Annotated in this window: 7 protein-coding genes; 6 read left to right on the top strand and 1 reads right to left on the bottom strand. The window is 55.2% G+C overall.

What is annotated here, in order from left to right:
- Window positions 1-155: 155 nt before the first annotated feature.
- From ACVIGA_RS11275 to ACVIGA_RS11260, 4 genes are all read left to right on the top strand, one after another.
- Window positions 156-1,385 carry a tyrosine-type recombinase/integrase gene (locus ACVIGA_RS11275; protein WP_456666434.1) on the top strand — a complete coding sequence of 410 codons (1,230 nt, stop codon included), beginning with the start codon at window positions 156-158 and terminating at the stop codon, window positions 1,383-1,385.
- A 494-nt stretch (window positions 1,386-1,879) separates the two neighbouring features.
- A complete protein-coding gene (locus ACVIGA_RS11270) occupies window positions 1,880-3,613 on the top strand; it encodes an ankyrin repeat domain-containing protein (RefSeq protein WP_456666433.1) in 1,734 nt (577 codons plus the stop codon).
- An 812-nt stretch (window positions 3,614-4,425) separates the two neighbouring features.
- Window positions 4,426-5,547: a hypothetical protein gene (locus tag ACVIGA_RS11265; RefSeq protein ID WP_456666432.1), complete on the top strand. Its 1,122-nt coding sequence runs from the start codon at window positions 4,426-4,428 to the stop codon at window positions 5,545-5,547.
- Between the two features lie 283 nt (window positions 5,548-5,830).
- Window positions 5,831-8,134 (top strand): nSTAND3 domain-containing NTPase, encoded by a 2,304-nt coding sequence (locus ACVIGA_RS11260; protein WP_456666431.1) that lies wholly within the window; start codon window positions 5,831-5,833, stop codon window positions 8,132-8,134.
- 184 nt (window positions 8,135-8,318) lie between these two features.
- On the opposite strand, the gene ACVIGA_RS11255 is transcribed toward ACVIGA_RS11260, so the two are convergent.
- Entirely contained in the window at window positions 8,319-11,645 is a 3,327-nt protein-coding gene (locus tag ACVIGA_RS11255; RefSeq protein WP_456666430.1) for a hypothetical protein, read from the bottom strand.
- A 400-nt stretch (window positions 11,646-12,045) separates the two neighbouring features.
- Here ACVIGA_RS11255 and ACVIGA_RS11250 point away from each other — a divergent pair, with 400 nt between their 5' ends.
- Together ACVIGA_RS11250 and ACVIGA_RS11245 are read left to right on the top strand one after the other, a co-directional pair.
- Entirely contained in the window at window positions 12,046-12,246 is a 201-nt protein-coding gene (locus ACVIGA_RS11250) for a hypothetical protein (RefSeq protein WP_456666429.1), read from the top strand.
- Entirely contained in the window at window positions 12,218-14,650 is a 2,433-nt protein-coding gene (locus ACVIGA_RS11245; protein WP_456666428.1) for an AAA family ATPase, read from the top strand. Before ACVIGA_RS11250 ends, ACVIGA_RS11245 begins: the two co-directional genes overlap by 29 nt.
- Window positions 14,651-14,705 lie beyond the last annotated feature (55 nt).

Genomic DNA, 14,705 nt, shown 5'->3' with positions numbered 1-14,705 from the left:
CTCCGTCTTGCCGTAGCGGCGGCTGTGGCTTTTCCCGATGGCTCGATGACCGCTTCCGGGCTGCGCAGAGAGAGCGCACGCGGAAGACTCATCATCGAGCGAATTGCGGGCAAGGATTACACGACACTCTTTCATATAGAGAGAATGAGGGAATTATGCCGCGTCAAAGCAAAGGAGCCAGGCTGCAACTCAAAGCCGCTCGACGAGACAAGGCCTGCAGGGTTACCCACCGAGCAACCTGGATCATCCGGGATAACGGCAGGGATATCAGCACAGGCTGCACTTCAGATGAAATTACGGCCGCGGAACAAAAGCTAAGGGACTATATCGCATCGAAATACACTCCCAAACGCAAGGCCCAGGACATTGAATCGATCCCGATCGGGGACGTGCTTTCGATCTATCTCGACGCAGAACTTGCCAAGCTTCGTGACAGGTTCAAGGTCACGGAAGACGACGAAGATACCATTCCAGGCATACGCAAATTCAAGAAGCGAATTGGCCGACTGAACGACTGGTGGGGCACGAAAATGCTCGCCGACGTGGATGGCGAGCAGTGTCGTCGATACGCGAAGGAGCGCGGCAATAAAGGCGGTTCGAGGCGCGATCTTGAGGATCTGCGCGCAGCCATCAACCATCATTCTGCGGAAGGCTACCACCGAGGGCTGATCAAGATCACATTGCCTGCCAAGGGCGAGCCTCGCGACAAATGGTTGACGAGATCCGACGCAGCGAAGCTGATCTGGACTTGCTGGCGTTATCGAGAGATCCAAAAGATGTCGCGAGGGCCGATGAAAGGTCTGAGGATGCCGACGGACAAGCGACCCTTGCGACACTTGGCAAGGTTCATCCTAATTGGGATCTATAGCGGCTCCCGGGCCGGCGCCATCGCGGCGGCCTCACCGATCCCGGCCGTCGGTCGTTCATTTGTCGATCTCGATCGCGGCATTTATTATCGCCGCCGCCAAGGTGACGCACGGACGAATAAGCGGCAACCACCAGTGCCAATCCCGCCGCGCCTGCTCGTGCACCTCCGGCGTTGGCATCGGCTCGACTCACATGCCAGGCACTTCGTTGAGTTCAACGGAATGCCGGTAACTTCTGTAAAGACAGCCTTCAAAAGCGCCGTGCGACTCGCCGGCCTCGGCATGGGCATTTCGCCCCATACGCTCCGGCATACAGCAGCGACTTGGTTGATGCAGCGTGGCGCCGATCCGTGGCAAGCAGCGGGCTACTTAGGCATGTCGCTTGACGTTCTGCTCAATACGTACGGCCATCATCACCCCGACTATCTCTCGGATGCCGTCGAGAAGATTGCCAAGCGAGGGAGTAAGACCGAAGAAAATCGTGGCAGCTTGGGTTCGGTGCTGCCACTACGCAAATAGTAGATGTGTTTCGCAGGGACTTGGATTGTTAGGTGCGGCCGGGACGCTTTCACACGAGATCCCAGGGGGCCTTGTCCTCAGTGGAGAGAGCGCGTTAATAGAACCCAATGAGATATAAGGTATTTTCGATCTCGCCGCGCAAAGAACCACGGCTTGAGTTACGGCCTCAAGTTCAATTATCAATCCGTTCCGCGGCCGATCTATCCGCCGCTATCAAACGACTAACGAGCGGAAAGCCAGTAGAACCAACCACTCTAATCGTTAGCCCATCCTCCGAAGACAAGGGTCACGCGTTCGAATCGTGACGGGCACGCAAAAATGCAATAAGGTTGACGCCGATAGGACATGCTACCTTTGCTTGCTTAGCTCCACATTAGACGACCACGTCGCGGCTCAAACAAGGGCAAGAAGCTAAAATACGACGATATTTCATAGACTTGAATGCCTAGTTTGTACCGAGCATTGATTGTCCCAATTTGACTTGGGGAGAAGCTGTGCTGTTGAGCGAATTATTGCGCCAGAGAGTTATTGTTGCGCTGGTCCTCGCTGCCAGTTGGTCAGCCTCTTGCGACCGTGCCGCCGCGCAGGAGCGACCATCTGACACATTCAGGGCATCAGCCGCCTCTCTGCTACCAAGCTTTATTCAGGTAAACGCGAGCTTCGCGAGCTGCGGCGGAAAGAAGGGCTTTGCATTTGTTATCGGCGAAAGCGACGACAAGGTTTTTTTGGCAGTACCGGATCACGTAATCCACTGTCAGGTATTTACTCCACCGATTGCCGAAGCTGTCCAACTGGGAGGGTACTCCAGCGACGGGAGGTCATTCAGGCTTGGCCGCGCCGACCCGATTGCATTACCCGCGGCGGATAACGCTGACGCCGAGGATATCGCCTTCTTATCAGTATCCAAGCCTCAAACCTGGACGACGAAGCATACCCTGATGGCGGACGCGGCCGAATTAACGAACGGTACGGCTGTGACGTTTCTTGGTTATCTGGAGCGGCCGATCATCCCCCAACAGTTAGGCGTCGTGGTTGATGCCTGCGATACTGCCTATACGACCAAAGTGTGCGGAGTGCTGGTTGAACGACTGCCGACCCAAGTCGGGACGTCTGGCGCAGTCGTCTTCAACGAGCAAGGACACGTCGTTGGCTTGAACATTCTAGGTGAGCGTGATCAATCACTTGCGGTTGCACTTAGGCTAGATGAGATTCGGAGAATTGCAGAGAAAGCCAGGGTGCCGTGGAACGTTTACACGGACGCAGAGGAACTCAAGTTCGGCGAGAGGTTGGGACGGGCCATCAATACTGGCGACCGGGAAACATTCAAAGCGGTTGTGGCCAAGCGCATCAATCTGGATCGATCATATAAGTTCAACGATCAGAATAGCCCGTACCCACCGCTTGCTGTTGCCGGTTGGGCGAACCAGATCGACATGGCCGTGACCTTGATCAAGTCCGGCGCACGTGCTCACTACGGTCCCGCTATTGGCGCGGCAATGGCAGCGCGCCGCTACGATGCCCTGAAGGTCATGCTCGACGCTGGCATGGGCACCGCCTGCCCGTTCAACTCCGCGCTCAGCAATGGAGATCAAACTTCAATCAAGATGATGCTCGCAGCAAACTCCCCCGAGCTCGTGACGGGAAACTGCGAAGGGCTCACGCCGGCAAATGCAGCGATCAAGGCGGGGAGGGAAGATGTCGCGGCGAGCTTGTTCAAGTTAAGGCCAGCCAGTTTGGGTGATGAGGACAAGCTGCTTGTCTCTGCTATTCTCAAGGGACAGTCGAGCATGGTCGAAAAACTCTTGAGCAGCGGCGCTGGAAAGGGGTTAGTTGGCAATGACGCGACGGGAAGTCCACTTCATGCCGCAGCCTTTGTGGGTAACTCGCAACTGGTTGAGCGATTGCTCGCGATGGGGGTGCCCGTGGACCTCCGCGACGATCAGGGCGGGCTGTATGGCCCGACGCCTTTTGAATCGGCCATTTTTGGGGGCAACTTCCAAATTGCAAGGCTGCTTGCCAAGCGAGGAGGCAGCCCGCTGGGGTACCGCTTCGGCAAGGAGCGTATTTTCAACGATCTTATCCTATATAGATTGACAGACGCCCAGCAACAGCAGGCAAAGAGCTTGGTAATAGAGCTCGCTACGGACTACTGCAGTAAACTAAGACAAAATCAGTTCAGCCAAGCACGCGACTTTCAAATTCAGCAGCGGAATTGCGGGAATCTATGACCACCTGCGTCACAGGATCACGCTTAGTGACCATGTTGTTGGTCGCGATCATTAGCTCAGTGTCCATTCAGCGGTCGCAAGCTGCCATGGATTGTGGGGCCGTGCTTACGAAGGACAACCAATCACCAGCACACGGTGCGAGTTCGTACGAACGGCGCTCTGAGGACCGATGTGAGGGGACTATTCGGGAAGATCAGGCCGGCTCGGTTGGCGTCGCAATTCTGCGTCTGGAAGTCTTACCAAGGGCAGATCTTAGTTCGGCCACGACCGTTACGATTACTCGCACCACTGATATCCCAAAAGGTGCAAGCGCAATTGCAACCGTTTCGGAGAGGACAGCACAACACTTCTATCGTCTCGACGCGGCGCTTGATAAGGCTAAGGCTGTTGCTTGGCCGCTCGACAGTGTTGCCAAACCACTTGGGGTCTCTCTGTCCAACCTAGACCTATTTGGACGTCTCCAAGACCCGGCGCAACCTGGGCAGACGATCTTTTTCCCGGTAGCTCTGCGCCAACCACAGTCAGCTGATCCCTCCGAACAGTCAGACATTGCGCTACGGATGATGCTTACAGCCCCGGCCCGAAATGTATCTGTCAGCGTCGGTCACTCCGACGTCTCCAATAAGTGCACCGTTGATCGCGGGCTTCTGACCCTGGCATCATCGTCGCCTTCAACGCCCATAGAATTGACGCTTCCCGCCGCCATTCCCCGAGTGTTTTGTATCGAGGTTACCTTCAGCACCAAGAATCTCGACGGGAAGTTCGTCGAAAGTAGTTCCTACTTGTCCTTTCGAAAGTAAGGGAGGCGCGGCATGGGTCTGGAGGCCACAAAGGACTGGGCCCGAAGCCAGACGCAAATGGCACTTTCCGAATTCGATTCTGCCCGTCGAGCCAACGATGCCAACGCGATTGAAGAAGCTGCCACCAGACTCATACGCCTCAACCAGTTCGCAGTTGCTCTGAGTGACGAAGCGCCGGGTTCGAGCGACAGCAAGTTAGGACTAAGGGGTTGGCTTCTTCTTATCGGGATAGCATGTGCGATAATTGCACTGTTGCTCAGCATTCATCCCACCGCCGGACTGATTTCAATGGAAGCGTCGTCCCGAGGCGTTCGCCTCGCTTTCGAGAAAGACGTTAAGCTGAGGGGGGAAGAACTTGCATTTGTCGGGTACGACATCACCGAAATATCTGGAGCCGCAGCTGTCATGGACTCACGAGATGGGACCATGTTACCGCTAAGCGTAAAGAACGAGCGGCTTAAGGTTGAGGCAGACGCAGCTATCGCCGAGATCAGCATCGCGAAGAATAGCGAACTTTCCGTGGAGCTCTTCGGTTCCGATCTAATGCGGCTGTCCTTGCAAGGTCCGGGGTCCAGCATCGACTTGTCGCTCAATGGTACCGCTGTTCGATTACTCGATAACGATGATAAGCCCGTCCAAGCCGGGGCGCTCTCGGCAAAGAGGAATGTCCAGTTTCGGGGTGGATCAACACTTGAAGTGCTGTTGACGAGACGGCCAAAAGCTATTGAACGCCTGCCCGTCATTCAATATAGCGGTCAAATTGGCCTAGTCGCGTTCGATAAGCGGACGCCCGTTAATGGTACACTGAATGGCCGCAACAACCTTCTCCAGTCAGCGACCGTCGCATTCTTGGACTTCGGCGACGAAAAGACGTCCCCCTTCGGCGGGCAGGCACTTTCGCTAATTGAAGCAACCGGGGCTTTTGAGCTGAGTGCTAAGGCTACGACGCTGACTACGGCATTTCACGGCGACGCCGTAGACGTTCGAGGCACTAAATCGACTCTTACGCCGAGCCTTCTTCACTGGTTATGGAAGAACACAACAATCACTTTCACGTTTGGTGCATTCATCAGCGTTCTTGGCTTTCTTTTAACAAGTCGTACTCGGATACGCGAATTTCTAAGCAACAATTAGCGGCAACCATTGGAATTCGCGGAGGGCAGGTTATTTCCCGCCACTAATCGTTGATGCTCTTAAAATCCTCGCTCTCGCTATGAAGCGAGATATAGCCAAACGGAGGGACAGGCTTTCAAATGCAAACACTCTTATAAGAGTTGATCTGTCCCCATCCCCGGTCATCCAGATGCCCGTCGGTTAGAGCTGTTGCACAGGCTCTGGGGCTGTTTCTCCGTCGTGCGCGCTGTGTTATCTATTTGCTTATTGATTTGTCGTCATACCTTCCCGCTGTCGGTACTCTATGCCCACCTACGACTTCAGCCGCCTCTCCAGCTTCGATTTCGAAGAGCTTGTTGCCGACTTGCTTCGAGCAGAGTGGAATGTTGATCTGGAAGTATTTACGCCCGGCCGTGATAGCGGCATCGATCTGCGCGCCTTTGCCGATACGCAGAAAGAAACGATCGTCCAATGCAAGCACATGCCAAACACGAGCTTCTCGAAGCTTCTTTCACACCTCCGGAAAGTAGAGCATCCGAAGGTTCGCGCGTTGGCACCAAAGCGATATGTCTTCGTGACATCGCTCGGGTTGACGCCCGAGAATACGAAGGCGCTTGTTCAACTATTCAAGCCCTTCCTGAGGCGGCAATCAGACGTGTATGGCCGCAGCCGGATAAATGGTTTGCTCCGACGCCACAAGGACGTTGAGACCAACAATTTCAAGCTGTGGCTCACCAGCACCGCCGTTCTCCAGCGCGTGCTACATAATGCCGAGCACTCGCGAACGCAATTCGAGATTGATCGGGTCACGCGGAAGGTTCCGCTCTTCGTCCAGAACGATGCCTTTCCGCGCGCTCAAAAAATCTTGGAGGATAGCCGCGTTGTTGTAATCTCAGGAGAGCCAGGCATCGGCAAGACCACGCTCGCCGAAATGTTGCTATTCGCTCATCTCGAACAGGGCTTCGCGCCCGTTGTTGTCGAGGGTGGAATTGAAGAAGCAAAGCGTCTTTTCGATCGCAACCAAAAGCAACTCTTCTACTTTGACGACTTTCTTGGCGAAACCTTTTTGCAGGAGCGACCTGAGCTGCTCGCCAAGAACCAGGACGCAGCGCTAATTCATTTCATCGATGCCATTCGTTCGTCGCACGCGAGCCGCTTTATCTTGACCACGCGAGAACATATCTTACGCAAAGCCCTGAGCACTTCAGAGAAGCTACGTGGCGGTTCTCTCCTCGACCATCGCTGCATCCTCGAATTGCACGACTATTCATTCGGACAGAAGGCACGAATCCTTTACAATCATCTTTACTTCAGCGACCTGCCAACTGAGTACAAGGCGGCAATCATTGCGCATGAGTTCTATTTTCGCATCATCCGACATCGGAATTTTAATCCGCGATTGATCGAATGGTTATCAGGCTTTAATCGCGTGAAAACCGTCCCCGCGAGTGAGTATCAGGATCACGTCACCAAGCTACTCGACTCGCCGGAGGAGATCTGGTCGCATGCCTTCGAACAGCAAATCTCAGAGGCCGCACGGAACATCCTCTTCACGTTGGCGGTCGTGCTGTGGAATCCGGAAGTCGAACTGCTTGAGTCAGCCTGGCGCGCGCTTCATCAGTTGAAATCCCGTAAGTATAACTTTTCGACGACAGCCCTCGATTTTCGTCGCGCGTTGAACGATTTGGAGGGATCATTCGTAAAGATTGCAGAGCAGCGGGTGGCTTTCCTCAATCCGTCAATTCGGGACTTTATGGAAGGGCTTTATCGCAGTAACGGAGAATTTGCTCTCGATACGATAGAAGCTGCCGTCCATTTCGGGCAAATCAGGAGGCTGCATGACTTCAACGATGCTGAGCCGTCCGATGCCTTGTCGGCCATCTTAGCCTTAACCCCTCAAGTCATAGACGGGCTGAAACGAACCTTGTCCCAAACGCATGTCCGGTGGCGAATCGAACCCGATGGGCGCTATCTTGGCACGCACATAGACGATGCGCCGGATTCTCGCTTGCGCACGATCATTGAGTGGGCGGAGGAGCAGAAATCCAACGATCTTCTGGAAGTTGTGGCGTTGGCGTATGAGTACGCCGAAAAGTACTGGCAGCAACTATTAGTCTTCATCCCCGGGCTCTTGAATGCTGTGAAGACGCTCGAAGATAGCCCGTGGGTACGCGCTCACGGCGGCGAAACGCTTCGACGCAAAATGCTCGACAAGATGTTCGAGAACCTACCTCGCGCTCGGGCTTACGATTGGCGAACGGTCCTTAATTATCGCGCAGATTCAAAGCAATGGTCCAGCGATGATGAAACACAGTTCACGCTCGACTTTCAGGAGTATCGAAGACGGGGCGTCTATGCCGAGGTCGAGGAATGCGAAGAACTGTCCGATCTGGAGAGCATGAGAGACGGGTTGCAGGACATCCAGAAATCACATCGCCAGGTATTTAAGCGCGTGATCAAGAAGATACGCGTTGCAATCGAAGAGCTCAAAAAGGACCTATCGGACGACTCTGACGAGGACGATGACTACCAACCTGTTTCGAAGGGTAAAACGATTGAGCCGGAGAACGAAGATGACGTACGCCGGTTGTTCGGAAGCCTAGTCTAAATTACCTGTCAACCAACCTCACTCTATTCTTCCCTTTTTTCTTGGGCGGCAACAAAAAAGCCAAAGGGGCTTTCAATAAGGAAGACCGCGCCGCAGAAGTTGGTCTTTCGCTGAACGATTTCACGACGCTGCGCACTAATGTCAGCCCGGTCTTGATGGACTAATCGTCGCCACGCGCCCACGATCAATCTCGCCGCTTTCGGCTTCGTCGGTGGCGTTCAAGCGCGCGGAGAACGGGTGCGTCGGCAACTCCCTCCGGAATGACCGGATCATCATCTGGATACAATGCAATGAAGTCTGGGTCGTGATCACCAACGCGCCACGCCTCCCGAACAGTCATATCGTCCTTAAAGAGCGGCAGGTCGTGTATGATCTTAGGGGGCTGACCTCCGCCTTGTAGGATCCCGGGAGCGAGAAAATAGCAGCGAAATGCGCGATGAGCGGCAAAGAACCTTTCTAAGTTCTTTGGATCAGCCATATCCATCCGCTTTGCACGAGTCACAACAACGGCCTGCTCAAATGGCTTTGGATCCTTGAGCGCCTTCTCGACATCCGTGCTTACAACGATCGAGTATGACGACGGCTTGCGCTTGTCGACGCCCGTTATGAGGCCGATACGCAAAATTCCCTTCTCATCTTTATTACCAAACTCCTTTCGCCAGTTCTCGAAGATCTTTCGAGCGGGTTCTTCTTTCTCGAACAGCAAGAGCAGACCCGGCGGAAAATCCTCATAGATGCCAACCGCCATACCTCGCCATCGAGCCGCATCCCAGAGCTCCACTTCGATCACCGACAGGATGCGGCGTTGCTCATGCCTCAACCTGTCTGTACTGCGCAATTCCGGGGGAGGCTCTCCCGCGCCGTATTTGACCTCTTCGGGGGTCATTGCTGGCTCGGGCTGCTTCCTGAAGACAGGCATTGACGTGCGTTTCAGCGGGAACTGATAATTCTCATCGAGCCACGCCGAAAGGTCATAGACGGGAGTCGTCCCTACGACATTACTCGCACTCGTGAACACATCGGCAAAGCTAAGCGAACGGCCAAAGCCTTCCTCTGTGACGGCGATCCGCTCGAAGTACTTCGTAAGATCGGGCACATAGAGAACACGCGGTATCAGGACGGCGAGCGCGTCCCGCAAAAAGCTTCGGAGTTTCCCATCGACGGCTTCTCGCGTCGCGTCATAGGAATTTGAATAACTGATCCGCGCCAGATAGTCGCGGTCATCTACAGCGATTTGGAAGTCTGGGCCGTCTGCAATCGGCTTTCCTGCGATGCGGATATTGATGCGCTGCCGATGTGCGACAGCATCGTAGTCAAGGCTGGTTGCGAAGAACGTCTCAATGAACCCAACGAAGGCTTCGCCAATCCGAATTCCAGTTTCGTTTGCGTCGACTGCTATTGTCCATTGACATCCCAGTACCGAGGATTTCAATGGAACGGTCTCAGTGTCGAACAGTTCGACGGCCGATGGCAGATAGGTACTATCTGGCATCTGTGCGAGACGCCCGAAGGTCTCGTCTAGCTCATCGTCGGAAGTGCCTTCCTTCACGTAGCCTTCAGCAACCAACGCCTTACTGTCACCGAGCAAATAGAGCAGCGTCATTGACGCGCCGAATAGCCCCATCTTTTCGAAGGTCTTGGGCAGACGATCCATCGCGGCAAGCTGCGGGAGGGAAGATCGAAACAGAAGCATCGCCAGCATGCGGTCTTGGTCTCGAAATTGCGCGACAAACGATTCCTTCCGCTCACCGTCCAATTGCAGGAGGTCGCCGAGCATCTGGCCGAAATTCGCGTAATTGAGAACGAGCGGTAACCGACCGAGTTGCAATTCGATCCATACGAGCTGCTGAACGCAGCGTAGAGCGGCCAGTTCGACCCGGCCCTCGCGAACGAACTCTGATAGTGAATGTGAAGCAGCCGCCAAGAGCGTCGAATGAGCCGCCCAAAGAAGGCCGACTTTCTGATACGCGAGGGCGCAAATCATCAAGCAATGAACAAGATCATGGCGATGCTCATACTTGATCAGCTTTTGCTGCGCCCGCCCGAGCAAGCGAATTGCATTATAGTTGTCATCCGCATCAAGCTTCTGGCGACCACGGGTCAATAATGCCAGACCTGCGACCCCCTCACTGCGGCGGCGCTCTAGTATCGGCAGAACGATCTCAAAGGCCTTGTCGTAGGCCGGATTCGATCCAAATAGTGCCCCCATCTCTTCGAACAATTGAGCGAACCGATCAAACGGGTAGCCACCCATATGTTCAGCATCGCTGCAAATATCGGCCAGCTCCGTCAAGGCCTCCGCCACGACCTTGTCGTCGAGCGGCCCTTCCTCTGTGAGACGCGTCGTACACAACAACGTCCTAGCCAAAGCCACGTTGTTGGGCCGAGCGGTCTGGCTGATGAGATCGCTCAATCGCGCTTTCAGCCGATCCGACCGCTCCATCAGTCTCGCCGCTTGATCTGCTAATGCGCCAACCCGCACGCCGGTTACGAGGTTGGTCCATATGTTCGACAGATATTCTAGATCGTCGGCCTGGTCGCTCTTGAGTGCGAGGTCCTCAATTTCATCGTACAAGTCATTCGCGGTATCGAAGTCGTCGAACCAAAAGAACGCGGTCCATGCGCGTTGATACCCGATGCGAAGGCGTTGCTGCGCCGATCCCACCTTATCGGCGATCCGGCTGGCACGGTCGAACAAGCCTTCAATCTCGGTACGGCTCAATTCGAGTTCACGAGCGAGGATAGCGGCATCGAGGCAATCTTCGGCGAGTTGGTACTCGACGCCAGTATAACGATCCTGATCGGCAATTTGTCGTTCCAGCTCATCAAATTCCGCTCGCTTCCCGGCATCGCGCGGACCCGTTACCCTCTCTTTCGGGGCGGAAACGTTGATATTGAGAGAGTCAATAGCCAGAGCGAAATGCTTTCGTTCGAATACCTTCTCCACGATCCAGCTACGATCGACTATTCGAACCGGCACGCCGACGGTCTTGGTAAGTTCATCTTCCGTGGCTGCACGATCCCGGTCTTTGATGAACTGGCTCGAAAAGAAGTAGATCAACGAATAGCCGCGCTTCGTCTCGGCTATCTTTCTAACGTCGGAGCGGACTTTGCCGCGCCAGTCCTTCTTGGCGCTGAAAGCGAATGCCCATCTCTCGGAGGCGGCGCTTGGATTGCCTTCGTACCAGCGCTCGGCGACCTCCGCCGCGACGGGATATGTTTCCGTATCTACTTTGCTATCGCCACCTCCCGTAGGCCCCGTTTGAGGAATGAGGTTCGGGCAGAGTTCTTTTTGCGCAAGCCGTCGACAGAAAAGTTCAAAGGGCTTTTCGTCACTCCGGCTCGTTAGCGTTTCAAGATGATATTCAAAGAAACTCTTTTCGAGTGGGGGAGCATCCGCCATGCGCGAATCAGAAAATTGCTCTGGCCTTCTCGCCCTCATAAATGCCGACGGGCTGTAGGCTGCCTTTTCTTCGTCGACCAGTTGCGCGCGTGCGTTTTCTTTATCCATGCCGAAAACTCTACAACAGCACCCGCTTTCGAGCATCAATAGCCGCAACCGACGAACTTATCAGCAGATTTGCTACGGCGGCAACCGAGGCAAACAGATCATAGAGCGAATCGGGGCCAATACGAGCCGGGGCTATGCCATGAGGCTTGCACAGCCGCACCGAAACGTCTCGGCCATACGACAATAATCATCTCATATGTACATACGGCATCGCTCGCTGAAATAGCCCGTGCGAGAAGGACGCTTTTCTTGCCTTTACCGCCACTATCGCTGGCAGTCGCACAGGGATAGTCCAACCGGGATTGATAACCTATAGTTGAGGCGTCGTGGGAAATATGCAAGACATATGGCCATCGACAACCGCGACAATTTTCGTCGCGCTGAGCTGATCTAAGAGTCTATGACCGATCGAACGCATTTGGACGAAATCCATTCGACTACTGGCAAGCCGCTTTCCCGCAGGCTCGTGGAAACGTTTCGCGATGCAATACGCGATCCCGCACTTACGAAGGCCGATCACATTCAACGCCTAAAGGACGAGATGGAAGCCGCATTAGACGAGGAGCAGCCCGATGCGGCTCGTCAACCTGACAATCCGTAATTTCCGGGGCTTTGGTGCCACCGGAGAGACAATCCCGCTCGAAGGCGACTTGTTGCTGTTTTTCGGGCCGAACGGCTTTGGCAAGACCAGCCTCGCCGAGGCCATTGAATGGCTTTTCTACGGGATGACAAAGCGCCGCCAGCAAGGCGAGGGCTACAGCCGCAGCGAATATTCGAATTCGTTTGCCAACATCCATGGCGGCACGCCGACCGAAGTCAGCGCAACGGTCGAAATCGCCGGCCGCCGAGTCGTACTTTCGCGCAAACTTGGGCCTGGAGAAGCGTCGACAACGTTTGTCGACGGCACGCCCGCCGCGTTTTCCTCGATCAATGTTTCGCCGATTGAAGCCTTTTATCCCGTTGTCGCCCAGCACGGCTTGCAGACGTTTATCCATTCCAAGCCGAAGGACCGGCGCGACGCCATCTGCGCCGCCTTCGGGCTAGACGAGCTGACGGCGTTGAAAAATGCGCTCGACAGCGCACGCGCATCCTTCCAGCGCACGCCACCCCGCAGCGTTTCAGATGCCCGCCGCGAGCTGGCTGCACAAGCAGGGACGCTCTCGGAGATCCCCGAAACCCAAGACCTCGCCCGGCGCTGGTTACTCTCGCCCGTGCAGGCGAAAACGGCCGAAGATACTCAAGCCTTGCTCGATGCCGCGAAAGCGCTAACCGGCGCGCCCTGCCCGACGGTCGATGAGGCGCTGGCAGCGCTGCGTGAAACACGGCAACAAGCCAGTCGGTCCGTGTTCGATGCGGGTAAGCTCGCGCCCAACGACGGCAAGGCCTCACCTTTGGACGTGGGAATGAAGGCCGTTGTGGATGCCTTGACCGAAGTTGAGCGCACCATCGCGATCACGGCAGCGACGACCGCTTCGACCTATAAATCTGCGTTCCTCGAACTGTGGAAAGCAGGTCTTGAGCTTTCGCCGTCCAGTGATCAGTGCCCCGTGTGCGAAGCGGATACGCTGACAACCGCAAAGCGCGAGGAATTGTCCAAGCGCTTGGCCGACAATGTCGACCGCATGCAGAAGAATGACGCGCTGGTCGCAGCGGTTGCAGCGGCCAAGGCACGGACTGCCAGTTATCGATCCCATGTGAGCGAGTTCGGCGTCGATGAGCTTGCGGAGAAAGACCTTGAACAACTCCGCCGTCTTTTCGCGCAAAAGCCCGAGGAACTGGCGACGTTTTTAACCGAGCTGGAGGCGTTCAAGGCGGCAAGGGAAGCGGACAAGACCCTTTTGGAGAAAGCAATCGAGTTTCTCGACACGAGCGTTGCGCTACTCGAAATCCCCGACAGAATCGCCGCTGTCGTCGCCCAAGCAGCGACTGTCAAAGATAGCGTCAACGGCGCAGCCACGGGGACACTTCAAGCCTTTCAGGGTTATGAGCAAGCATGGAAAGAATTCGAGCCCAAGCTTTCGTCGCTCATTTCTTCCGACGCTTTTGTCGCCCGCATCGACGCCGTCGGCAAGACGTTGAAGCTTGAACCTAAAATGCACTTGCTCGACCGTTACGAAAAGGTACTGGAGGAAAGTCAAGAACTTATCCGTTCCGTCGAGTCCGAGATGCAGACCCGCCAAGCCGCGCTTCTCACCACGCGCGGCGCGGAGGTAAAGGCGCTCTATGACCGCCTTAACCGTGGCGCGGATGTCGTGTTCGACAGCATGGAGCCCGGAACGGATTCGATGAAGCTCAACGCAACGAGCTTCGGCACAAAGATGCCAGCCGCCGCAAACTTGAGCGAATGTCAACTGAATTGTCTCGGCTTATCCATGTGGCTGATGCGAGCAACCACCGCTGCATCGCCCTTTGGTTTTGTGCTTCTGGACGACCCGGTCCAATCCATGGATGACGATCATACCGAGGCATTTATTGCCGATGTTGTACCGCATCTTCTCGATGATCACGGCAAGCAAGTGATCGTCCTTTCGCACGTCAAGCGTATCACGGAGCGCCTTCGCGAATTAAACGGTGCTCGTGCAATGAAGGTCTATCACTACGATAGCTACGCACGGGGCGGCCCGGCCATCACTGAGCAAATTGCGGTACAGAAGCTCTTGACTGAGATCAAGGGCGCAGCAAAGGGCAACGAAGAGAATCGCGCTTATGCCGTCGATCGCATCCGCGTGTTGTCGGAGCGATTCATTCGGGAGCTGCACTTGCAAATCATGGGCGTACCCGCGTCATCGCCGACCTACGACCGTGCAAGCGCCAAGGAATTACTGCCGCTCTTCCAGATGATCACCGGCACCTTGCCTTCCGAGCATGCCGGGCTGCGTGATACGGTTCACTTTTGCGACCCAGCGCACCACACGCAGGTTGGGTACGCCGTTCCAACGCTTCCGAGTATCCAGCCGCACATCAGCCGGTTGGAGACTCTTCTTAAGAAGTACGGAATGATTTGACACGGCAAACTTCTGGTTTCGCCGTCAAGACACTAGACTGAAGGGACAGACCGCA

The sequence above is a fragment of the Bradyrhizobium sp. USDA 3240 genome, assembly GCF_054063295.1.
This window is presented reverse-complemented; position numbering and strand designations above follow the sequence as displayed.

Bases quoted from the DNA above. Each gene is read 5' to 3' on its own strand.
- ACVIGA_RS11260 (WP_456666431.1), top strand. From the start codon at position 5,831: ATGCCCACCTACGACTTCAGCCGCCTCTCCAGCTTCGATTTCGAAGAG.
- ACVIGA_RS11265 (WP_456666432.1), top strand. From the start codon at position 4,426: ATGGGTCTGGAGGCCACAAAGGACTGGGCCCGAAGCCAGACGCAAATG.
- ACVIGA_RS11250 (WP_456666429.1), top strand. From the start codon at position 12,046: ATGACCGATCGAACGCATTTGGACGAAATCCATTCGACTACTGGCAAG.
- ACVIGA_RS11245 (WP_456666428.1), top strand. From the start codon at position 12,218: ATGCGGCTCGTCAACCTGACAATCCGTAATTTCCGGGGCTTTGGTGCC.
- ACVIGA_RS11275 (WP_456666434.1), top strand. From the start codon at position 156: ATGCCGCGTCAAAGCAAAGGAGCCAGGCTGCAACTCAAAGCCGCTCGA.
- ACVIGA_RS11255 (WP_456666430.1), bottom strand. From the start codon at position 11,645: ATGGATAAAGAAAACGCACGCGCGCAACTGGTCGACGAAGAAAAGGCA.